The following is a 21,703-nucleotide window of genomic DNA, read 5'->3' as shown; positions in this document are numbered from 1 at the left end:
CTGCGAGCATCGTGCACCAGAAAAACAAATGCCCGCAACCATGACGTTGCGGGCATTGCGTGGAAACGAGGCGGCGCGCACGGGACCCAGGCTCGAGCCCGGCCCCCGGCGCGCACCCGGTCAGCCTTCGACCGGGTCGAGATAGTCCTCGGGGCGCGTACGGTCCTCGCCCTTTTGCATGCCGACCAGGTGCACGAGCAGCGAAACCACCACCGAGACCACGAGGTTCACGATCAGCGACCACACCGCCGCATAGCCCGGCACGTCCATCCCGAACAGATGCACGACGAAAATCGAGCCCTTGAGGTGCAGCGAGATGGCCATCCACGTGCCGGTGGCAATGCCCACCGCCCAGCCGAGCAGCAGGCCGCGCCAGTCGAGCATGCGCGTGTAGAGGCCGAGCACGATCGCGGGCAGCGTCTGGATGATCCAGATACCGCCGAGCAGTTGCAGCTGGATCGCGTACGTGAGCGGCAGGCCCAGGATGAACGCCACGGCGCCCACCTTCACGATCAGCGAGACCAGCTTGGCGATGTTGGTCTCCTGTTCGTGATTCATGCCGCGGTTGATGAACTCCTTGTGGATGTTGCGCGTATAGAGGTTCGCCGCCGCGATCGACATGATCGCCGCCGGCACCAGCGCGCCGATGCCGATGGCCGCGAACGCCACGCCCACGAACCACGACGGGAAGTACTGCAGGAACAGCGCCGGCACCGCGAAGTTCGGGCCGAAGGCCTTGAAGTACGGCGCGTACTGCGGCATGTCCTTCACGCCCGAGGCGAGCGCCATGTAGCCGAGCAGCGCGAGCAGGCCGAGCACGAGCGAGTACGCGGGCAGCATCGCCATGTTGCGGCGGATGGTGTTGCCCGACGACGACGAGAGAATCGCCGTGACCGAGTGCGGATACAGGAACAGCGCGAGCGCCGAGCCCACCGCGAGGGTCGCATAGGCGCTATAGCCGTTCAGGCTCGACGCATCCGGGGCCTTGAGCAGCAGCTTGGCCGGCGGCACCGCGCTGAAGATATGACCGAAGCCGCCCAGTTGCGCGGGAATCACGATCATGGCCACGATGATCGTGACGTAGATGAGCACGTCCTTCACCACCGCGATCATGGCCGGCGCGCGCAGACCCGAGGTGTACGTGTAGGCCGCGAGGATCGCGAACGCGATGATGAGCGGCAGGTCGCCGACGAAGCCCGTCGTATTGAAGCCGAGCGCGCCGATCACCACCTCGATACCCACGAGCTGCAGCGCGATGTACGGCATGGTCGCGACGATGCCGGTGACCGCGATGGCGAGCGCGAGCATGCGGCTGCCATAGCGCGCGCTAACGAAGTCGGCCGAGGTGACGTAGCGGTGACGCTTGGCGATGGCCCAGAGCTTCGGGAACACCACGAACGCAAACGGATAGATCAGGATCGTATAGGGCAGCGCGAAGAAGCCCGTTGCGCCCGCACCGAACACGAGCGCCGGCACCGCCACGAAGGTGTACGCCGTATAGAGGTCGCCGCCGAGCAGGAACCACGTGACGACGGTGCCGAAGCGCCGGCCGCCGAGACCCCACTCGTCGAGATGGGCGAGATCGCCCTTGCGCCAGTGCGCGGCGAGAAAGCCGACGATCGTGACGCCGATGAAGAGCAGGACGAAGACGAAGGTTGCGACGACGTTCATTGCGCACCTCCCGCCTTGCCGGCGCCCGTCGAGCGGCCCTTGGTCTTGAAGTAGACGAGCGCGGTGATAACGGCGCTGATCAGCACCCAGAGCAATTGATACCAGTAGAAATAGGGGAAGTCCCACAGCGTGGGCTCGACCTTGTTGTACGACGGCACCCAGATCATGGCGATCCAGGGCAAGAGCAACAGCCACAGCCAGTGCTTGCTGGCCTTGTTGGCGTCGGCGTCGTGAGCCATGACGTCTCCTTGTTACTTATGTAGTTATGGGGGTTTTGAAACGGTCCACCGCCCGATATGAAGCGGCTCCTGGCCTGCGAGATCGTGCCTCGCAAGGTCCCCGAAAGCGCAGAAAAGAGTAGCGACGCCGCGGCGGCGGGTCAAGAAGGGCGGACCCCAATTTAGATGAGGTTGTCAAGACACAGTGCCAGCGCGCTTGACGTGAAACTGTCAGCCGTTAGAAAGCTTCGTGGTTCGAAGCGTAAAAAAACCGGCCCCACTTGTCATGGGGCCGGCTTTTCCTTGTACACGTCCGGCCTCTGCCGATGCCTCGATGCGCCGACGTGCGCCACGCCTCGCGGCGCTGGGCACAGTCCGCAACCGTCAGATAGCGAACGTTTCTCCGCTCTTGCCGTTTTCGGCGTCCGACGCGCGCAGCGCCTTCACCCATTGATGCGCCGGCAAGCCGAGCTTGCTTTCCAGCAGGCGCGCGCGCTTGTCGAGCGCCGCCCAGCTCACCTCGAGCGCCGGACCCGAGAACGCCAGCGCAATGCGATTGCCGTCGTGCACTTCGGGCAGCGCGATCACGCGGCCGTCGAAGGCCTCCTTCAGGCGCTTCATGTTGCGCACATAGCTCGGATGATCGCCGAACAGATTGATGGTCGCGACGCCCGCATCGGCGAGGCACGCGCGCGCCGCGCGATAGAACGCCACGCTGTCGAGCACCGGACCGCGCGCGGTCGCGTCGTAGACATCGATTTGCAGCGCGCCGATCGTGCCGTGATTGGCGCGGTCGTGCACGAAGTCCCACGCATCGAGCTCGCGCACGGCGAGACGCGCGTCGTCGTGCGGCAGCTCGAACATCGTGCGCGCGGCCACCACGACCGCCGGGTTCAGCTCGATCGCCTCGACCTTCGCGGGACGCAGATAGCGATGCGCGAACTTGGTCAGCGACGCGGCGCCGAGACCCAGTTGCACGATGCGCGCAGGCGCGGCGAGGAACAACAGCCAGGCCATCATCTGCTGCGCGTATTCGAGCTCGATGTGCTGCGGCTTGGACAGACGCATCGCGCCCTGTACCCACTCGGTGCCGAAGTGCAGATAGCGCACGCCGCCCTCTTCCGAGAACGTCACGGGCGCAAAGCGCGGCTTGCGCGGCGCCTCGATGACCGGCGCGTTGTCCAGATCGGCGTCGGCCTGCTTCGAGGCGGCGTTGCTGCGGGTCTTGCTGCGCGTCTTGCTGAATGCGCGCGCTTCGGCCGAAGCGCGCTTGATGAGAGTCGTCATGTGAAGATGTCTTGCTTGTGAGGAGCAGATGCAGAGGCGAAATCCATCGCCACTGCGAGGGCGACCGAGAGCATAGCATTGGCGGCGCATCGGGCCGGTTTTATGCGGCAGGCGTCGGCCCGGTTTTACGGGTTCCGCCCGGCTTCCGCTGCTTCAATTGCATGCGCTCACGCCGCCCACGCCATTGCAATGCTGCACGCGCCAATGGCTTTCGTCGGAGAGACCCACGCCCGCGTTCGTGCCGCCGATCGCGGGCGTCCCCGCTTTCAAGGCGATGGGATTCACGCGCACCGGATGAAAATGCATGTCGATGCGCGCGATATGCAGCGGCAACGGCACCGCGGGCAAAGGCGAAGCCACGTCGATCGCATGCTCGACGGACTCGTCGTAGTCGTCATTCCCGGTCGAGTGCAGGAGCTTCACGGAGCGGATCGAGCCATCGGACGCGACGCTGATCGAGACAACGGCTTCGGCATCGAGCGGCACCTTCTTCGGATTCACGAGCATGTTGCCGCCGAGCTTGCAGCTCACGTAGCGCCGCCATTGCCACGAACTCAAGCTGGCTTCCGTGGGCGGCGCGAAGCCCGGCGTCGCGACGAACGCGAGACAGCGGTTCATCACTTCCTGTGGCGAAGGACGCACGTGCGGCCCCACCGTCGACAAGTCGTCGGATGCGCAGGCGGCCAATGCGAGCGCGAGGGGAACAGCGATCAGGAACGGGCGTTTTTTGTTCACTATGGTCTCGTGTCCCGGCGACGAGGAGAATGCGCCCGGACGGGCGCGAGACCATGCTAGCGTGGCGAGATTGCAGCGGGTTTACGTTTGGGTGCGCTGGCGCGCGGTTCTCCGGCGAACTCGCCCAGCGCGCGCCATGCCACGAGCTTCGCGGCAAAAGTCATCGACGCATAGGCAGGACTACTGGAGGGCAGACGCAGGATGCGAAAGCGCCTTGCGTGTGGCCCGAGAATGCGCTCGCCGATGCGCGCCGCGGTGCCGCCGTTGAATGCGATGGCTTCCCCGGCCGAATGGCCAACTTGCACTGACCCGGTAGCCGGAGGATATTGCATCGCAATTGCGACGCATCGAGGTACGCCATGAAATCCGCCACCATTCCCTCTATCCGGGTCGAACCGGAACTCCTTGACGCGGCCGAAAATGTCCTGGGCGAGGAAGAAACGCTCTCGGGCTTCGAGCAATCGATCCGCGAGGGCATCGAACGTCGTCGCAACCAGAGCGAGTTCATTGCTCGTGGCATCGCATCGCGCGATGCGGCTCTACGCACCGGCGACTACCTGCCCGCTTCCGAAGTGCTGGCAAAACTGGAAAGGCAGCTCGATGCCCTTCGCACGACGCGGGCAAAATCTCGATGACGAATACGGTCCGGTTCACACGGGCGGCTTCCGATGATCTGGATCACCTTTATGGCTGCATTGTCGAGCGCGACGACGCCGATGTCGAACTCACTTCCCGCGCACTTGTGGCCATCGCTGCCGGTATCGCGACACTGGAATCGTCACCATTTACTTGCCGCAAAGCGCATTCGTCAATGCCATTTTTGCGGGAACCGGTTATTCCGTTCGGCGCATCGGAGTATGTTGCGTTATTCGAAATCGACGACGATCAAACGGTGACGATCCTCGCCCTGCGCCGCCAACGCGAAAGCGATTATCACTGAGCCGGAGTTTTCGAAACAAGCGACGTATTCGACACGAAATCGCTCGTTCGCGTTGAGAAAAGAAGGCGTCCCGGACCTCGTACCTACATCTGCAACCACTGACGCAGCGCCACCCAGGCGCGCCGCTTCACGTCGTAAGGCACCGCCGCGTACGCCGGGCTGCTCGAGGGCAACCGGATGAGCCGATATCGACCTGCCGTCTCATCAAGCGAGCGCATCCCGATCTTCTCCGCAGTTCCGCCGTTGAACGCGATGGCGACCAGATTCGGCAGCGTATCGACCAGCGCAACCAGATCGTTATGCGCATGATCGCGAATACTGCTATCAAGGCTCCCGATACGTCGAGCCTCAGCAACAACGTCCCACAAGCCGACGCGATGTTGCAGCAAGGTTTCGAGCCGAGTCGAATAATCCATCGCGATGAGATCCGCCCCGATCACATCACCAACAAGCGCCCAAAACTTGTTCTGCTTGTGCGCGTAATACTGCTGATGCGCGAGCGACGCCTCGCCCGGCAAGCTGCCGAGGATCAGCACGCGCGTATGCGCGTCGACGACGGGGGCAAAGCAGCGCTTGAGGCTCATCGGCGAAGGCTCGCTGGCTTGGACGACGGCGCTCAGCGCACCGCTTGTTGGGACGGATGAGAGGCGCGGGAGGCCGTGTGCCCGAGCGGCCCTCGCTCGCGCGCCGAATGCGCGGACAAGGCCGGCTGCGCATCGCGTGCGAGATGGGCCCACAGCGCGGGCAGCATGCATTCGGTCACGAGCAGCGGCGCGCCGTGGCGCTCGAACACCGAACGGCGCGCCACGAACGCGTGCGGCACATGCGCCTGCGTCTCGCGCGCGGCGAGCGCATGGAGCGGATGCCGCGCGCCCACGCGCCGGCTCACGAGCGCCGAGCGCGCGACGCCGCTATCGGTGTAGAGCAATTCCGCCAGCGGACGCGTGCGCAGGCGGCGCATGGCCTGCCAGATACCGTGGCTCGCCACGAGCGGCGTGACGCTGTGCGCGGCCACGAACGGCACGCCGTCGACTTCGAGCACGATCTCGCGCACCCAGGCGCGCTCGCGCGGCGCGAGGCCGAGCGCTGCGCATTCGTCGGGCCAGGGCATATCGACGGCTTCGCGCGTCACGCGCACGACGACGTGGCCGAGCGCGCGCAGATGCGCGGTGAGCGACCCACCGCGCGTGAGCCAGTCTTTCTGATCGGCATTAAAGGCCGCGAGGGGCGCGACGCGCCAGTGCGCGTCGGCGGCATCGAATCGGATGGGCATGGCGCGCATTATAGGCCGCGTGCATTGCAATCCGCCGGCGGCCGCACATCGAAGCTAAACGGAGCCGATTGAAGCCATAAAGAAAATCCCCTTGCAGCTCAAGGCCGCAAGGGAATCGATGATGCAATCGCCGCGCACACGCGAAGCATGCGCGGTGACATCCGCCTTAACCCGGCCGCCCCAGCAACAACGCATTCGTCCGCTTCACAAAGCTCGCCGGGTCCTCAAGCGCACCGCCTTCGGCCAGCAGCGCCTGATCGAACAGCAGATGGCACCAGTCGCCGAAGTCCGCGCTATCCGTGCGCAGCGCCTTCACGAGCGGATGCTCGGGATTGACTTCGAGGATCGGCTGCATCTGCGGCGCCTGCTGGCCCGCGGCCTTGAGCATGCGCTGCAGATAGCCGCTCATGTCGCCTTCGTCGGCCACGAGGCAGCTCGGCGAATCGGTCAGGCGGAACGTGAGGCGCACGTCCTTGGCCTTGTCCTTGAGCGCGTCCTTCATCTGCTCCACGAGCGGCTTGAGCGCTTCGCTCACCTTCTCTTGCTGCTGCTTTTCCTCGTCGTTGAGCGCGCCCAGATCGAGGTCGCCGCGCGCCACGCTCGCGAGCGGCTTGCCGTCGAATTCGTTGAGGAACGAGAGCATCCACTCGTCCACGCGGTCCGTGAGCAGCAGCACTTCCACGCCCTTCTTGCGGAATACTTCGAGGTGCGGACTATTCTTCGCGGCCTGCCAGGTATCGGCGGTCACGTAGTAGATCTTCGTCTGCTCGGGCTTCATGCGCGCGACATAGTCGGCGAGCGAGACGGTCTGCTCGTTCGTGGCGTTGTGCGTCGACGCAAAGCGCAGCAGCTTCGCGATGCGCTCGCTGTTGCCATGATCTTCGCCCACGCCTTCCTTGAGCACCTGGCCGAACTCGGTCCAGAAGGTCGCGAACTTCGCCTTGTCTTCTTCCTTCGCTTGTGCATCGGTTTGCGCCGAAGCCATTTCTTCGAGCATCGAAAGCACGCGCTTGGTCACGCCGTCGCGAATCGCCTTCACGTCGCGGCTTTCCTGGAGGATTTCGCGCGAGACGTTGAGAGGCAAATCGCTCGAATCGACCACGCCCTTCACGAAGCGCAGGTAGTTCGGCAGCAGTTGCTCGGCGTCGTCCATGATAAAGACGCGCTTCACGTAGAGCTTCAGACCGCTCTTGTGGTCGCGGTTCCACATGTCGAACGGCGCGTGCGCCGGCACGTAGAGCAGTTGCGTGTATTCGCTGCGGCCTTCGACGCGGTTATGCGTCCATGCGAGCGGATTCTGGTGATCGTGCGCGAGGTGCTGATAGAACTGCTGATACTGCTCGTCGCTGATGTCGTTCTTCGCGCGCGTCCACAGCGCGCTCGCCTGGTTGATGGTCTCGTACTCGTCCTTCGTGACCATCTCGCTCTTTTCCGCGTCCCATTCTTCCTTCTTCATTTCGATGGGCAGGCCGACGTGATCCGAATACTTCTGGATGATCGACTTCAGCTTCCACGCCGAGAGCAGCTCGTCTTCGCCTTCGCGCAGATGCAGCGTGATCGTGGTGCCGCGCTGCGCGCGCTCGATCTTGTCGACCGAGAATTCGCCCTCGCCCGCGCTTTCCCAGCGCACGCCTTCGCTCGTGGGCAGGCCCGCGCGGCGGCTTTCGACCGTGATCTTGTCCGCGACGATGAAGCCCGAGTAGAAGCCCACGCCGAACTGGCCGATGAGCGCCGCGTCCTTCTGCTGGTCGCCCGAAAGCTTGCCGAAGAATTCCTTGGTGCCCGAGCGCGCGATCGTGCCGAGGTTGGCCACGGCTTCGTCGTGGCTCATGCCGATGCCGTTGTCGTCGATGGTGACGGTGCGCGCGGCCTTGTCGAAGCCCACGCGGATGCGCAAGTTCGGATCGTTTTCGTAGAGCGCGCTGTTCGCGAGCGCCTCGAAGCGCAGCTTGTCGGCCGCGTCCGATGCGTTCGAGACCAGCTCGCGCAGGAAGATTTCCTTGTTGCTGTACAGCGAATGGATCATCAGATGCAGAAGCTGTTTCACTTCCGCCTGGAAGCTCATGGTTTCTTGTGCCATGGTCGGGGTCCTCGTTCGTTGCAATCAGATCAGTAAGGTTGGCGGCGCGCGGGTTCCTGCCCAGCCGGCTCCCGCGGCGCATTGCTCGCGCATATGGGGACGCGCTGCGCAGGTTTCAAGGGCGCCGGGCTCGGGCGCTGCGGGCGCCCTCGGGCTCAGGCGCGCCCGGCTTGGGCAGCGCCGGATCAGGGCCGCCGGGCCGCGCCGTCCAGGTAGCCGGAGAGAAACGTCGGCAGCGCCGGGTCGCCGCAGTTCGCGATGTTAAAGCGCATCCACGTGGTGGGCGACTGGTGCGGCGAAAACAGGCTCCCCGGCGTGAGCAGGAAACCCGCCTCGTGGCCGGCGGCCGTGAGCGCGTCGGCGTCCACGCCGGTGTCGACCCACAGGAACATGCCCGCGCCCGGCGCGATGAAGAGCTTGCAGCCCGCGCGCTCCAAGAGGCGCGCGGCCTTGTCGCGCACGGCGTCCAGCCGCGCGCGCAGGCGCTCCACGTGGCGCCGGTAGTGGCCTTCGGTCAGCACGCGAAAGAGCACGCGCTCGTTGAGCTCGGGGCTCGTCATGCCCACGAGCATTTTCTGGTCCGCGACCGCCTGCGCCACATCGAGCGCACTCGCGACGAAGCCCACGCGCAGGTTGGGCGCGAGCGTCTTCGAAAAGCTGCCGAGGTAGATCACGCGGCGCAGCTGGTCGAGGCTCGCGAGGCGCGTGGCCGGATAGCCCGTGGGGCAAAGATCGCCGTAGATATCGTCTTCGACGACGATGAAGTCGTACTGCTCGGCGAGCCGCAGGATGCGAAACGCCTGCGCGGCCGTGAGCGAGGTGCCGGTGGGGTTCTGCAGCACCGAGTTGATCACGAGCATTTTCGGCCGCCACGTTTGCACGAGCGCTTCTAGCGCGTCGAGGTCCGGCCCTTCGGGCGTGTACGGCATGCCGACGAGACGCGCGCCTTGCGAAGCGAAGCGGCCGAACATCTGGAACCATGCGGGGTCGCCCACCACGACGGTGTCGCCGGGCTGCACGTACAGTCGCGCGAGCAGGTCGATAGCCTGGGTGACGCCCGAGACGAGCACGATCTGCTCGGGCGTCGCGCCGATCTCTAGCTCGGCAAGGCGCGTCTGCAACTGCTGGCGCAGCGGCAGGAAGCCTTGCGGCGAGCCGAAGCCGAGCAGTTGCGCGCCGCTCTGGCGGCCGAGCGAACGCATGGCGCCCGCCAGCAACTCGCCGTCGAGCCAGCGCGCGGGCAGGTAGCCGAGCCCCGGCCCCTTTTCCGGATGCGTCGACGAATGGAGCATGTTGCGCAGCAGCCAGACCACGTCGAGGGTGGGCGGCGGCGCGGGTTCGGCGCTCCCGCTGGCGTCGATGCCGGCCGCGGTCGAACGGCGCTCGAGCGGCGTCACGGCCGCGAGCCGCTCGCGCACGTAGAAGCCCGAGCCGCGCCGCGAATCGAGATAACCTTGGGCGACGAGGCGCTCGTAGGCCTCCACCACCGTGAAGCGCGAGACGCCCTTGTCGAGCGCGAGCTTGCGGATGGACGGCATACGCATGCCGGGTCGGAACACGCGCTCTTCGATACGGCGGCGGCCCCATTGGACCAGCTGGTCGACGAGCGTGGTCGTGGCCGCGTCGTGCGGCGCCGGGATCTGGTCGAGGGGGACGGACACAAGGGGTACGGACGACATGGCGGCTCCAACTGTACCGAACACTATCGGAGCGATTGTACCGTTACTGTCTGCCACCATACCGGTACATTTCTTCGCATAGGGACCGGTAAGGCGCCGATCATGCGCGCACTGCATGCATCATCAGGCTTCCCGTCCTTCCGGCCGCTTTTCGTGCTTCCTGTTGCGACTGGCGCTCACCGTGCGCCGTGGGCCCCACGCGCGCCAGTCCGCCCCGCTCTCCAGACGATTTTTATGACCGCCACGCCGCTCCGTCTCGATCATCTCGTCGTTTCCGCCCGCACGCTCGACGAAGGCGGGCAATACGTCGCCGATACGCTGGGCGTGGCGCCCGCGGGCGGCGGCGCGCATCCGCTCATGCGCACCCACAACCGCCTGCTCGGGCTGTGGGGCGGCATCTACCTCGAGGTGATCGCGATCGACCCCGGCGCGAGCCCGCACGCCGCCGGCCGCGCGCGCCTCTTCGCGCTCGACGATCCCGCCGTGCAGGCGCGCCTCGAAACGGGGCCGTACCTCTCGCACTGGGTCGCGCGCGTCGATCCGCCCAAAAGTCTCGAACGCTGGCGCGGCCAGTATCCGCAGCGCATTGCCGACCTCGTGCCGATGACGCGCGGCAAGCTGAGCTGGCAGCTCACGGTGCCGCTCGACGGCGCGTTCCCGTCCTGGCAACGCGCGGGCGACGGCATCGTGCCCTCGCTGATCCAGTGGGACACGCCGCGCCATCCGTCGCAGACGCTCACCGACACCGGCATCGTCCTCAAGTCGCTCACGGGCTTCCACCCCCACGCGCAAACCGTGCGCGAGCAGGTGAGCTGGCTCGGCGCGGCGTCGCTGATCGCGGTGGAAGAAGCCGCTGCGCCCGCGCTCGTCGCGCAGTTCGAAACGCCATCGGGATTGCGCACGCTCGGCACGCCCGTGTCCGCGCGCGCCGTCTGAGCGCGATTCGCGTCATAATCAAAGGCTTTCGGCGGTCCGCGCCCCTTGCGCCGGCGCCGCCTCAATCCGGGCCAGTGCGGCCCGCCCGACCTCAACAAGGAGACCCCATGGACCAAAGCGATCTCAAGGCTGCCCCCGCGTGGCAACTGTCCGAGCGTGCGATCAAGCTGACCAGCTCGGCGATTCGCGAAATCCTGAAGGTCACCGAACGGCCCGAGGTCATCTCGTTCGCGGGCGGCCTGCCCGCGCCGGCCTCGTTCCCGGTCGAGGAAATGCGCGCGGCCGCCGACCGCATCCTGCGCGACAGCCCGACGGGCGCGCTCCAGTACAGCGCGACCGAAGGCTATCTGCCGCTGCGCGAATGGGTCGCCGAGCGCTACTCGGTGGGCGGCGCGAAGATCCGCGCCTCGCAGGTGCTCATCACCACGGGCTCGCAGCAGGCGCTCGACCTGCTCGGCAAGGTGCTCATCTCGCCCGCGAGCCCCGTGCTCGTGGAAACGCCCACTTATCTGGGCGCGCTGCAGTCGTTTTCGCTCTACGAGCCGCGCTACGTGCAGGTGCCCACCGACGACCAGGGCCTCGTGCCCGAAGGCCTCACGCCCGAGCTCACCGCCGACGCGCGCCTGCTCTACGCGATCCCGAACTTCCAGAACCCGACCGGCCGCCGCCTGCCGCTCGAACGCCGCGAGGCGCTCGCGCGCTTCGCGCAGCGCGCGCCCTTCCCGGTCATCGAAGACGATCCCTACGGCGCGCTCGACTACGCGGGCCAGCCGCTGCCCACGCTGCTCTCGATGGCGCCCGAGCATATCGTGCATCTGGGCTCGTTCTCGAAGGTGCTGGCGCCGGGCCTGCGCGTGGGCTACATCATCGCGCCCGAAGATCTGCACTTCAAACTGGTGCAGGCCAAGCAAGCCACCGACCTCCATACGCCGAGCTTCACGCAGCGCATCGTCCACGAAGTCGTGAAGGACGGCTTCCTCGACACGCATATCCCGAAGGTGCGCGCGCTCTACCGCGACCAATGCGCGGCGATGCTCGACGCGCTCGCGCGCAACATGCCCGAGGGCGTGAGCTGGAACCGCCCCGAAGGCGGCATGTTCGTCTGGGTGACGCTGCCCGAGGGCATCGACACCATGAAGCTGCTCGAAGAAGCCGTCGCGCAGAACGTGGCCTTCGTGCCGGGCGCGCCGTTCTTCGCGAGCGAGCCGCAGCACAACAAGCTGCGCCTCTCGTTCGTGACGGTGCCGCCCGCGAAGATCGACGAAGGCGTGGCGACGCTCGCGAAACTCATCCGCGCGCGCATCTGATGTGCGCGCACCGATCACCCCAACCGTACAAGGACTCCTGATCATGGCTGACATCAACGTCTACGACCGTCTCGAACAGCTCGGCATCGAACTGCCCGAGGCAGGCGCACCCGCCGCGGCCTACGTGATGAGCGCGCAGAGCGGCAAAACCGTGTACCTCTCGGGCCACATCGCGAAGAAAGAAGGCAAGGTCTGGGCCGGCAAGCTCGGCGAGTCGCTCACGACCGAGGAAGGCAAGGCCGCCGCGCACTCGGTCGCGATCGATCTGATCGCGACGCTGCACGCCCACACGGGCGACCTCAACAAGATCAAGCGCATCGTCAAGCTGATGAGCCTCGTGAACTCGACGCTCAGCTTCACCGAGCAGCACATCGTCACGAACGGCGCCTCCGAGCTGATCGCCGAAGTGTTCGGCGAGAAAGGCAAGCACGCGCGCTCGGCATTCGGCGTCGCGCAGATTCCGCTCGGCGCGTGTGTAGAGATCGAGCTGATCGCCGAAGTCGAGTAAGTATTCGCTGTAAAGCGGATCGGCCTGAGCGGTCCGCACCCGCGCAGCTTCCTCCCGCGCACGCGCCGTCCGGTGCGTGCGCCACCATCGCGGCGAGCGCGCGATGCAGCCTGCAGCGCGTTTTGCCCCTCCCGGCCGCCGCCCCCGTCACGCTTCTTTCTCTCGCGCCATGACCCAGCCCAGCGTCCGCTTCAAACAGGTCGACGTGTTCGCGTCGCGTCCCTTCACGGGCAATCCGCTCGCCGTCATATTCGACGCCGACGGGCTCGACACGGCGCAGATGCAAACCATCGCGCGCTGGACCAATCTCTCCGAAACCGCCTTCCTGCTCGCCCCCACCGACGCGCGCGCCGACTATCGCGTCCGCATCTTCACGACGCAGGGCGAATTGCCTTTCGCGGGCCATCCGACGCTCGGCGCCGCGCACGCGTTTCTGGAGAGCGGCCGCGAGCCGAACACGCCGGGACGCCTCGTGCAGGAATGCGGCGCGGGCCTCATCGAACTGGCCGCGCGCGGGCCGGCAGCGCACGCCGACGACGCGACGCCCATCTGGGCATTCGCCGCGCCGCCCGCGAAAATGACGCCGCTCGCCGAGTCGCAATACGACGCGTTGCGCGCGGCCCTGCGCTCGGACGCGATCGATTTCGGTGCAACGCCCTACGGCGTCGACAATGGTGCGCCCTGGCTCGTCGTGCATCTGTCCTCGGCGCGGGCGGTGCTCGCGCTCGACATCGACTACGACGCGCTCGCCACCGTCGCCGCGAGCGTGGGCGCGCAAGGGCTCGCGGCCTACGGCGAGCATGGCGCGGACGGCCCGGCCACCTTCGAGGTGCGCTGCCTCATGACGGGCCTCGGCAAAGGCGAAGACCCGGTGACCGGCAGCGCCAATGCCGCCATCGCCATGTTGCTCGCGCAGCAAAACCGCCGTCCCGGCAGCCGCTATACGGTGCGCCAGGGCACCGCGATGGGGCGCGACGGCCGCGTCTTCGTGGACTACGACGACGCGGCGGGCAAGATCTGGATCGGCGGCACCACGCGCACGGTCGTCGACGGTACGATCCGGCTCGCATGAGCGGCGCGTGATCCCCGCGTGATCGTCACGCGACGGTAATCCGTCGTCACCGGATCGCCGCAGATGTGCATGCGAGGCGTGCGCCCAACACCGCCCCGCATTAATCGAACCACACAGGCGCATCCAGCGCGCATACGTCGATCCCTACGTTTGCAGGCATGCGTCCTGCGCAGACCCGCGCCGGTTCATGCTCCGCGCCGCCATGCGCGGCATCTCGTCTATGCGCCGCGAATCGCGGCCGCGCCCCCGCCCGCCCGCGACTGGCGTATACCCGGGGAGGGATGGCTTCCTTATTCATTGCCCAACCATTAAGATCCAGACATCGGGCGCAAACACGCGTCCGCTGGCCCTTGTTCGCGCACTTCGCGCTATTTCCACAGCCGCTTTTCGCATTCGATGCCGCCGATCCAACCGAGCGCCTTGTCATCGTCCCGGCCGCCGCATCAGCGGCGCGACGGTGCGTGCGTGCGGCGGGCGAGATGAGCGCGAACTGGCGCCCTTTCTCGCGCGACGCGGGCCTGCGCAGCGCTGCGCCCGGGCCGGCCTACACACGTCCGCGCACGCTGCTCGCCATTCCGCTGCTCGGCGTCCTCGTGCTGATCCTGCTGTGGGCCGTGATCTTCACGCGCCTTGCGGTCGAGAAGGACGCCACCGAGCGCGAGGCAACGGCCTCGGCCGCCATTCTCTCGGCGGCGCTCGAGCAGCACACGGTGAAGGCGATCCACCAGGTCGACCAGATCACGCGCTTCGTGAAATACGAGTTCGAAAAGACGCCCGACCACTTCAATCTCATCAGCACGGTCGAGAAAGGCGTGGTGCAAAGCGACTCGCTCGTGCAGGTGTCGATCATCGACGAGCACGGCACGCTCGTCGCCAACACCGCCGAGCCCAATCCCAAGCCCATCGACCTCTCGGACCGCGAGCACTTCAAGGTGCACGAGCACGAGAACGACGACCAGCTCTACATCAGCAAGCCGGTGCTCGGCCGCGTCTCGGGCCACTGGACCCTGCAGATGACGCGCCGCCTCAATCATCCCGACGGCTCGTTCGCCGGCGTGGTGGTGGTCTCCGAAGACCCGAGCTACTTCACGAGCGACTTCTACAACAACGCCGCCATCGGCCGTGACGGCGTGATCGCCGTGATCTCGGACACCGGCGCCGTGCTCGCGCGCCGCACCGGCAATGCTGAGCGCGCGAGCGGCGCGTTCTCGGCGAGCGGCGTCTATCCGATTTCCGAGCATGTCTCGGGCACCTACGTCGATCCGATCGACCACGTCATGCGCATCGTCTCGTACCGCCATATCGACGGCTATCCGCTCGCGGTGCTGGTGGGCCTCTCGCAAGCCGAGCAGTTCGCGGACTACAACCACACGCGCAACGTCTACCTGATGATGGCGACCTTCATCTCGCTCGCCATGCTCTCGTTCTTCGCCGTGGCCACAGGCTTGATCGGCAAGCTGCTCGGGCGCGAGCGCGAGATGTCGCAACTCGTGCAGTACGACCTGCTCACGGGCCTGCCCAACCGCTACGCCACGCTGCAGCGGCTGCGCCACGAAGTCTCGCAGCCGGGCAATCTCGGGCGCCTCGCGATTCTCTTCATCGACCTCGACAACTTCAAGACCGTCAACGACACGCTCGGCCACAACGCGGGCGACATCGTGCTGCAGATGAGCGCCGCGCGTCTGGCCGACGCCGTGGGCGGCGCCGGCACGCTCGCGCGCATCGGCGGCGACGAGTTCGTGGTGATCGTCAAGGGCGACGAGATCGAGAAGCGCGCGAGCGCGATCGCCGAAGTGACCAACGCCGCGTTCACGCATCCGTTCGACGTGCGCGGCAGCGCCTTCGTGCTCCATGCGAGCACGGGCATCGCGCTCTTCGCCGTGGCGCACGAGAGCGAGATCGACCTGCTCAAGAAGGCCGACCTCGCGATGTACGCCGCGAAGGAAGCGGGCCGCAACTGCTTTCGCTTTTACTCGCCGCAGCTCGCGCACCGCGCCGACCATCTGATGAAGTGGGAGCAGCAGCTGCGCATCGCACTCGGCGAAGGCCAGCTCTTTCTCGCCTATCAGCCGAAGATCGACCTGCGCCGCCGCTGCATCACGGGCTTCGAGGCGCTGGTGCGCTGGAACCATCCGCAGTACGGGCTCATTCCGGCGAGCGAGTTCATTCCGGTGGCCGAATCGACCGGCCTCATCGTGCCGGTGGGCGACTTCGTGATCCGCACGGCGTGCGCGCAGCTCGCGCAATGGCAGCAGCAAGGCTACGAGACGCTCTCGCTCGCCATCAACATCTCGGCGGTGCAGTTCTGGCGCGGCGACCTCTACGAAACGGTCGCGCACGCGATCGAGGAGACCGGCATCGCCGCGCACAAGCTCGAACTCGAAATCACCGAGACCGCGATGATGGAGTACCCCGAGCTCGTCTCCGAGAAGATCTTCGCCTTGAAGCGCCTCGGCGTACGCGTCGCGCTCGACGACTTCGGCACCGGCTATTCTTCGCTGTCCTACCTGAATCGCTTCGCCGTCGACACGCTCAAGGTCGACCGCTCGTTCGTGCAGGCGATTCCGGCCGACCGCAGCGTCTGCGTGATGGTCTCGGCCATCGTCAATCTCGCGCGCTCGCTCGGCCTCACCGTGGTCGTGGAAGGGACCGAGACCGAGGAGCAGATCGCGTGGCTCTCCGCGCTCGGCCCGATCGAGGCGCAGGGCTTCCTGTTTTCGCGCCCCGTGCCCGTGGAAGGCGTGCCCGCGCTGATCGAGCGCTTCGGCGTCTGCGGCATGTCGCAGGCCCTCGGCACGGCCGGGCAAGGCGAACGCCTGAGCGACGCCCCGCAGTCGCGCTGAACGGCGGCCGCCCTCACCCGCAGTGCGCCGCCGTGCACTAACGTGCGCGTGTCCCCGTAAAGCCGCCGAAGAACGCCCGCGCGTTGGCCTCGAGGCTTTCGAGGTGGTAGCCGCCTTCCTGCACGATCACCGAAGGCAGGTCCAATGCGCCAATCGCTTGACCGAGCTTGCCGAAGCCTTCGGTGCTCACGGCCACCTTCGACTGCGGATCGTCCTTGTAGATGTCGAAGCCGAGCGCGAGCACGAGCGCATCGGGCTGAAAGCGCCTGAGCACGCGCAGCGCCGCATCCACGCGCTCGAAGAACGCGTCTTCCGACGCGCCGTGCGGCATCGGCAGATTGACGTTGTAGCCCGCGCCCGCACCATCGCCGCGCTCGTCCTCGTAGCCCGCGACCACGGGATAGAAGTTGGTCGGGTCGCCATGAATCGAGATATAAAGCACGTCGTCGCGGCCGTAGAAGATCTCCTGCACGCCCTGGCCGTGGTGCATGTCCGTGTCGAGGATCGCGACTCGCTTGAAGCGTCCGCGCAGCGACTGCGCCGCGATGGCCGCGTTGTTCAGATAGCAGAAACCGCCCGCCGCATCGGCACGCGCATGGTGGCCGGGCGGGCGGCACAGCGCATAGCTCGCACGCGCGCCGTCGTTGACCGTCGCGGCCGCCGCCAGCGCGCTCTGAGCCGACCAGTAGGCCGCGCGCCAGGTATTCGTCCCCACCGGGCAACTGCCGTCGGCGAGATAGCGCGCCGCCTGGGCGAGCACGCCGCGCAACGGATTCGGATCGCGCACGTAGATGTTCGACATCACTTCGTCGCCCCAGTCTTCGGGCATGCGCTTCCACTCGGCGTGCGCTTCCTCGAGGAAGCGCAGGTAGTTCATGTCGTGCACGGCGGCGATCGGCGCGGTGCCGAAATCGGCGGGCTCGCTCACCTCGAAGCCGAGCGCGTGCGCGGCGGCAACGAGACGCGCGGCGCGCTCCGGCACTTCCTGCGGCTCGCGCATCTGGCCGCGCGAGAGATAGCTGCGCGGATGATGGAGCAGTTGTTCGGGATGAAACCAGGTCTTCATGCTCAGTATTCCTTCAAGGTTTGCTCATGCACTCGAGTGCGCCGGATAACCTGCACTCCGGTGCAGCACGGTTCGTGCAATTTCATGCAGACAAGGCTTGCGGCGCACGTGCACTAATGTGCTCGCCCACGCGCACGCCGGCGCGCGCGGCCACCGCGTTGAGCAGCACGTTCGTGCCCGCCGTGACGTCCTCGGGCAGCGCATCTTCGGCTTCGTTGTGCGAGAGGCCGTCCACGCAGGGGATGAAGACCATCGCCGTCGGGCAATAGCGCGCGAGGTGGATCGCGTCGTGGCCCGCGCCGCTCACGATGCGCTCGTTCGAATAGCCGAGACGCTCGACCGCCTCGGCCACGAGCGCGACGCAAGCCGGGTCGAACGGCGTGGCCGGCGAGGTCCAGCAATGCGCGATCGCCACGCCGAGCCCGCGCGTGCCGCCCACCGCCGCGCAGACCGCGCGCAGGTCCTGCTCCATCGCGTCGAGCTCTCCATCGTCGGGATGGCGCAGATCGACCGTGAAGGTCACGTTGGCCGCGATGGTGTTGCGCGACGAGTTGGCGATCTGCACCTGGCCGATCGTCACAAGGCCGAGCGGCGCATGGCGCGCCATCGCGCGCTCGATCTCCAGCGCCATGTGCGCGGCGCCGAAGAAGGCGTCCTTGCGATAGCGCATCGGCGTCGTGCCCGCGTGCGCGGCCACGCCCGACACCGTCACGTCGAACCAGCGGATCGCCTGGCCGCCCGTCACCACGCCGATGGTCGTGCCGTTCGCCTCCAGGATCGGGCCCTGCTCGATATGCGCCTCGAAATACGCATCGACGGCCACGCCCTGCACGGGCCGCGTGCCGCGCGCGCCGCATGTGTCGAGCGCCTCGCCGAGCGTCACGTCCTGGGCGTCGCGGCGCGCGAGCGCGTCGTCGAGCGTCATCGCGCCCGCGAACACCGCCGAGCCGAGCATCGCGGGCGTGAAGCGCGCGCCCTCCTCGTTGGTCCACGAGCAGATCTCGATGGGCTTTTCGGTCACGGCGCGCGCATCGTTGAGTGCGCGCACCACTTCGAGCGCGGCCAGCACGCCGTAGACGCCGTCGAAGCGGCCGCCCTCGGGCTGCGTATCGAGATGGCTGCCCATCAGCACGGGCGCGGCCTGTGGATCGGCGCCTTCACGCCGCGCGAAAAGATTGCCCACCTGATCGGTCCACACCGTCATGCCGGCCTCGCGGCACCACTGCGCGAACAGCTCGCGGCCGCGCCGGTCTTCCTCGGTGAGCGCGAGACGGCGCACGCCGCCGCCCGCGGTCGCGCCTATGCGCGCCATGTCCGTGAGGCTCGCCCACAGGCGCGGGCCGTCGATATGCAAGAGGTTGTTCATCGGTCTATCCATCTCCGGTCGAATAGTAGTTTGGGTCTGCACGGCCTGCGCCTGAGTGCAGGTCATGCACTGCGGCACAGGCAGTGCAGATTGCGCAATGCAGTGCAGGGCGCGCAGCGGCATTACCGTGCAGCGCGCCGCGCGTATCAATGCATCAATGCGAACTGAGCGCCTCGGCGGCTGCTTCGTCATGCGCCTGAGAGGCGCGGCGCGCGTCGAGACCGACGATGCACAGCAGCGACACCGCAGCCAGGCAGGTATAGAACACCGCGAGCGGCCACCATTGACCCGCATAGCGATGCGCGAGCCAGGTGCCGACGAGCGGCGTGAGACCGCCGGCCACCGCGCCGCACACCTGGTAGGACAGCGAAATAGCGGAGTAGCGCACGCGCGTGGGGAACACGCCCGAGACGAAGCCCGCGATCACGGAATAGAAGCTCGCCATGCAGACCACGGCGATGGCGATGCCGATCACCATCGGCACGACCTGGCCGCGCTGGACCAGCACGAACATCGGGTACGGCGAGAGCATCGCCGCGATGGCCGCGCACTTCAGGAAGCGCGCGCCGCCCATGCGCTCCGCGAGCCACGCGGCGATGGGCTGCGCGAGGAACTGGATGATCGCCACCGCGAACAGGCAGTCGAGAATCAGCGAGCGCGTGATGCCGACGTACTGCGTCGTGTACGCGATCATGAAGGTGTTGGTGAAGTACACGCCCGCGATGCCGATGGTGTTCGCGCCGATGCACAGCAGCACGAGCCCCCACGCCGAGTGGAGCACTTCCGCGACCGGCAGCTTCACGGTGCGGCGCTGGACCTTGAGCTTCTCGAACTCGGGCGACTCGTTCACGCCGAGGCGGATCATGATGCCCACCACGAGCAGCACCGCCGAAACGAGGAACGGCAGGCGCCAGCCCCATGAAAGGAAATCGGCCTTGTCGAGCGAGGTGACCGAGCGGAACGCCAGCAGCGAGAGAATCAGGCCCGCCGGGGAACCGAGTTGCGCGAACGACGCGAAGAAGGTGCGGCGGCCTGCGGGCGCGTGCTCGCCCGCCATCAGCACCGCCCCGCCCCACTCGCCGCCCACCGCCACGCCCTGCACGATGCGCAGCAGCACGAGCAGCGCCGGCGCGAGCAGGCCGACCTTCGAGTACGACGGCAGCAGGCCGACGCAGACGGTGGCGACGCCCATCATCATGAGCGTGGTCATGAGCGCCTTCTTGCGGCCGATGCGGTCGCCGAGATGCCCGAAGATCACGCCGCCGAGCGGCCGCGCGAAGAAGCCGACGGCGAACGTGGCGAACGAAGCCATCGTGCTCACGAAGCGGTCCTCGGACGGGAAATAGAGTTCGCCGAACACCAGCGCGGCGGCCGTGGCGTAGATGTAGAAGTCGTACCACTCGATCATGGTGCCGATGAACGCCGCTGCAGCGGCGCGCACCGGCTGTCGTGTGGCAGGGGTGGTGGTTTGCGGGGTGGTCATGGGGGTGTCTCCTTGCGGTTTGGTCGTGCGTGCTGCTTGCCGCAGGACTTGCAATACGCATGAAAGCTTTATCGCTGTCCATAAAACATTAGTCAAATTTCGAGTTATTATTCGGCACATAAATTTGACTAATGACTGCGCCGCAGACCGGCGAGGAGACTGCCCATGCGCGCCGACACCACCCGCTTTCTCAACGACCGGCTCGACTGGAACCTGCTGCGCACCTATCTCGCGATCATGCAGGAGCGCAGCCTGAGCCGCGCCGCCGCGCGCCTCTACGTGACGCAGCCCGCCGTGAGCCAGGCGCTCAAGCGGCTCGAAGACGCGCTCGGCCGCAAGCTCATCGAGCGGCGCGGCGCGCATTTCGTGCCGACCCAGGCCGGCGAGGAGGTCTATCGCATCGCGAGCGACATCTACGGCACCATTTCGCAGCTCGAAACCGGGCTCGACGAGCGCACCGCCGACATCACCGGGTCGATCCGGCTCCTCACGGTGAGCCGGATCGAATCGCGCGTCTACGACGAATTCCTCGCCGAATTCCACCTGGCGTATCCGCGCATCGATCTGCAGATCGAAGTGATGCGCTCGTCGGACATCATCTCGTCGCTACTGCAGAAGACCGCGACCGCGGGCCTGAGCCTATGCCGCACGCCCGTCGAGAAGCTCGAGATGCGCTGCTTCCTGCGCCAACGCTACGCGATGTTCTGCGGCCGGCACCACCGGCTGTTCGGCCTCTCGCAACTGACGATGGAAGACTTGCTGGCCGAGAATTTCGTGTCGTTCACGAGCGACCAGATCGGCGACAGCCTCTCGCCGCTCACGGTGTTTCGCGATCAGCGCGGCTTTACGGGGAGAATCGTGGCGTCGTCGCCGAGCCTCGACGAGGTGCGGCGGCTCATCTTCGCGGGCTACGGCATCGGCTGCCTGCCCGAGCACGCGGTGAAGGACGATCTGGCGCGGCAGCGTCTGTGGCGGCTGCCGCCGGAGGAAGGGCTCGTGGACGTCGACATCCACTTGCTGTGGCATCGCGAACGCAAGCGGAATGCGGCCGAAGAAGCGTTCTTCGACGCGATGGAGCGCTGCATGCAGCGCCATGCGCTCGCGGAGCGGCTTTGAGAACATATTTGAACTGACATCGCATCCTCCTTGCGCGCCGTTGTCGCAAAAACGCATGCATCGCGCATTTGTTCGCTTTAGCTTGATTGTCTGCAATCGTGCTTTGACAGTTTTTGTCGATTG

The 21,703-nt window shown here is 66.5% G+C and carries 19 protein-coding genes and 1 pseudogene; 8 read left to right on the top strand and 12 right to left on the bottom strand.

Annotated elements, in window-relative coordinates; all coding sequences use genetic code 11:
• Nucleotides 1-120: 120 nt before the first annotated feature.
• The 5 genes and pseudogenes from mctP to U5775_RS18565 form a co-directional block, all read right to left on the bottom strand.
• Nucleotides 121-1,671 carry a monocarboxylate uptake permease MctP gene (gene mctP / locus U5775_RS18585; protein ID WP_322059560.1) on the bottom strand — a complete coding sequence of 517 codons (1,551 nt, stop codon included), beginning with the start codon at nucleotides 1,669-1,671 and terminating at the stop codon, nucleotides 121-123.
• A complete protein-coding gene (locus U5775_RS18580; RefSeq protein ID WP_322059559.1) occupies nucleotides 1,668-1,910 on the bottom strand; it encodes a DUF3311 domain-containing protein in 243 nt (80 codons plus the stop codon). The genes mctP and U5775_RS18580 overlap by 4 nt, the downstream gene beginning before the upstream one ends.
• A gap of 363 nt (nucleotides 1,911-2,273) precedes the next feature.
• Complete coding sequence (locus U5775_RS18575) at nucleotides 2,274-3,176, bottom strand: spermidine synthase (protein ID WP_322059558.1); 903 nt, start codon at nucleotides 3,174-3,176, stop codon at nucleotides 2,274-2,276.
• A gap of 153 nt (nucleotides 3,177-3,329) precedes the next feature.
• Nucleotides 3,330-3,911 carry an energy transducer TonB gene (locus tag U5775_RS18570; RefSeq protein ID WP_322059557.1) on the bottom strand — a complete coding sequence of 194 codons (582 nt, stop codon included), beginning with the start codon at nucleotides 3,909-3,911 and terminating at the stop codon, nucleotides 3,330-3,332.
• Nucleotides 3,912-3,967: 56 nt separating this feature from the next.
• Nucleotides 3,968-4,186, bottom strand: a pseudogene (locus U5775_RS18565) (hypothetical protein); the annotation flags it as partial.
• Between the two features lie 84 nt (nucleotides 4,187-4,270).
• On the opposite strand from U5775_RS18565, the gene U5775_RS18560 reads away from it, so the two are divergent.
• Both U5775_RS18560 and U5775_RS18555 read left to right on the top strand, forming a co-directional pair.
• Complete coding sequence (locus U5775_RS18560) at nucleotides 4,271-4,546, top strand: YlcI/YnfO family protein (protein ID WP_322059556.1); 276 nt, start codon at nucleotides 4,271-4,273, stop codon at nucleotides 4,544-4,546.
• A complete protein-coding gene (locus tag U5775_RS18555; protein ID WP_322059555.1) occupies nucleotides 4,543-4,851 on the top strand; it encodes a type II toxin-antitoxin system RelE/ParE family toxin in 309 nt (102 codons plus the stop codon). Before U5775_RS18560 ends, U5775_RS18555 begins: the two co-directional genes overlap by 4 nt.
• 83 nt (nucleotides 4,852-4,934) lie before the next feature.
• On the opposite strand, the gene U5775_RS18550 is transcribed toward U5775_RS18555, so the two are convergent.
• The 4 genes from U5775_RS18550 to U5775_RS18535 form a co-directional block, all read right to left on the bottom strand.
• Nucleotides 4,935-5,435, bottom strand: a complete 501-nt coding sequence (locus U5775_RS18550; RefSeq protein WP_322059554.1) for a DNA-deoxyinosine glycosylase — start codon at nucleotides 5,433-5,435, stop codon at nucleotides 4,935-4,937.
• 32 nt (nucleotides 5,436-5,467) lie between these two features.
• Nucleotides 5,468-6,124: a chorismate--pyruvate lyase family protein gene (locus tag U5775_RS18545; RefSeq protein ID WP_322059553.1), complete on the bottom strand. Its 657-nt coding sequence runs from the start codon at nucleotides 6,122-6,124 to the stop codon at nucleotides 5,468-5,470.
• Nucleotides 6,125-6,290: 166 nt separating this feature from the next.
• The gene (gene htpG, locus U5775_RS18540) at nucleotides 6,291-8,204 is read right to left on the bottom strand and encodes a molecular chaperone HtpG (RefSeq protein ID WP_322059552.1); all 1,914 of its coding nucleotides are present in this window, start codon (nucleotides 8,202-8,204) and stop codon (nucleotides 6,291-6,293) included.
• Between the two features lie 185 nt (nucleotides 8,205-8,389).
• Nucleotides 8,390-9,865, bottom strand: a complete 1,476-nt coding sequence (locus U5775_RS18535) for a PLP-dependent aminotransferase family protein (RefSeq protein WP_322059669.1) — start codon at nucleotides 9,863-9,865, stop codon at nucleotides 8,390-8,392.
• A gap of 252 nt (nucleotides 9,866-10,117) precedes the next feature.
• Between U5775_RS18535 and U5775_RS18530 the strand changes: the two genes are divergently transcribed.
• The 5 genes from U5775_RS18530 to U5775_RS18510 all read left to right on the top strand — a co-directional run bounded on the left by U5775_RS18530 (nucleotide 10,118) and on the right by U5775_RS18510 (nucleotide 16,549).
• Entirely contained in the window at nucleotides 10,118-10,819 is a 702-nt protein-coding gene (locus tag U5775_RS18530; RefSeq protein ID WP_322059551.1) for a VOC family protein, read from the top strand.
• 107 nt (nucleotides 10,820-10,926) lie between these two features.
• Complete coding sequence (locus U5775_RS18525; protein WP_322059550.1) at nucleotides 10,927-12,126, top strand: PLP-dependent aminotransferase family protein; 1,200 nt, start codon at nucleotides 10,927-10,929, stop codon at nucleotides 12,124-12,126.
• Nucleotides 12,127-12,169: 43 nt separating this feature from the next.
• Nucleotides 12,170-12,634 (top strand): RidA family protein, encoded by a 465-nt coding sequence (locus U5775_RS18520; protein WP_322059549.1) that lies wholly within the window; start codon nucleotides 12,170-12,172, stop codon nucleotides 12,632-12,634.
• Nucleotides 12,635-12,803: 169 nt separating this feature from the next.
• On the top strand, nucleotides 12,804-13,706 hold the full coding sequence (locus U5775_RS18515) for a PhzF family phenazine biosynthesis protein (protein ID WP_322059548.1): 903 nt from the start codon (nucleotides 12,804-12,806) through the stop codon (nucleotides 13,704-13,706).
• Nucleotides 13,707-14,185: 479 nt separating this feature from the next.
• On the top strand, nucleotides 14,186-16,549 hold the full coding sequence (locus U5775_RS18510; protein ID WP_322059547.1) for an EAL domain-containing protein: 2,364 nt from the start codon (nucleotides 14,186-14,188) through the stop codon (nucleotides 16,547-16,549).
• Nucleotides 16,550-16,586: 37 nt separating this feature from the next.
• On the opposite strand, the gene U5775_RS18505 is transcribed toward U5775_RS18510, so the two are convergent.
• From U5775_RS18505 to U5775_RS18495, 3 genes are all read right to left on the bottom strand, one after another.
• Nucleotides 16,587-17,615, bottom strand: coding sequence for a histone deacetylase family protein (locus U5775_RS18505; RefSeq protein WP_322059546.1), 1,029 nt, complete (start codon nucleotides 17,613-17,615; stop codon nucleotides 16,587-16,589).
• An 82-nt stretch (nucleotides 17,616-17,697) separates the two neighbouring features.
• Nucleotides 17,698-18,981 carry a Zn-dependent hydrolase gene (locus U5775_RS18500; protein WP_322059545.1) on the bottom strand — a complete coding sequence of 428 codons (1,284 nt, stop codon included), beginning with the start codon at nucleotides 18,979-18,981 and terminating at the stop codon, nucleotides 17,698-17,700.
• Between the two features lie 154 nt (nucleotides 18,982-19,135).
• Entirely contained in the window at nucleotides 19,136-20,464 is a 1,329-nt protein-coding gene (locus U5775_RS18495) for an MFS transporter (protein ID WP_322059544.1), read from the bottom strand.
• 165 nt (nucleotides 20,465-20,629) lie between these two features.
• Here U5775_RS18495 and U5775_RS18490 point away from each other — a divergent pair, with 165 nt between their 5' ends.
• On the top strand, nucleotides 20,630-21,580 hold the full coding sequence (locus tag U5775_RS18490; protein WP_322059543.1) for a LysR family transcriptional regulator: 951 nt from the start codon (nucleotides 20,630-20,632) through the stop codon (nucleotides 21,578-21,580).
• Nucleotides 21,581-21,703: the final 123 nt, after the last annotated feature.

It is taken from the genome of Paraburkholderia sp. J63 (genome assembly GCF_905220245.1).
In the GTDB taxonomy this organism is placed as follows: domain Bacteria; phylum Pseudomonadota; class Gammaproteobacteria; order Burkholderiales; family Burkholderiaceae; genus Paraburkholderia.
This window is presented reverse-complemented; position numbering and strand designations above follow the sequence as displayed.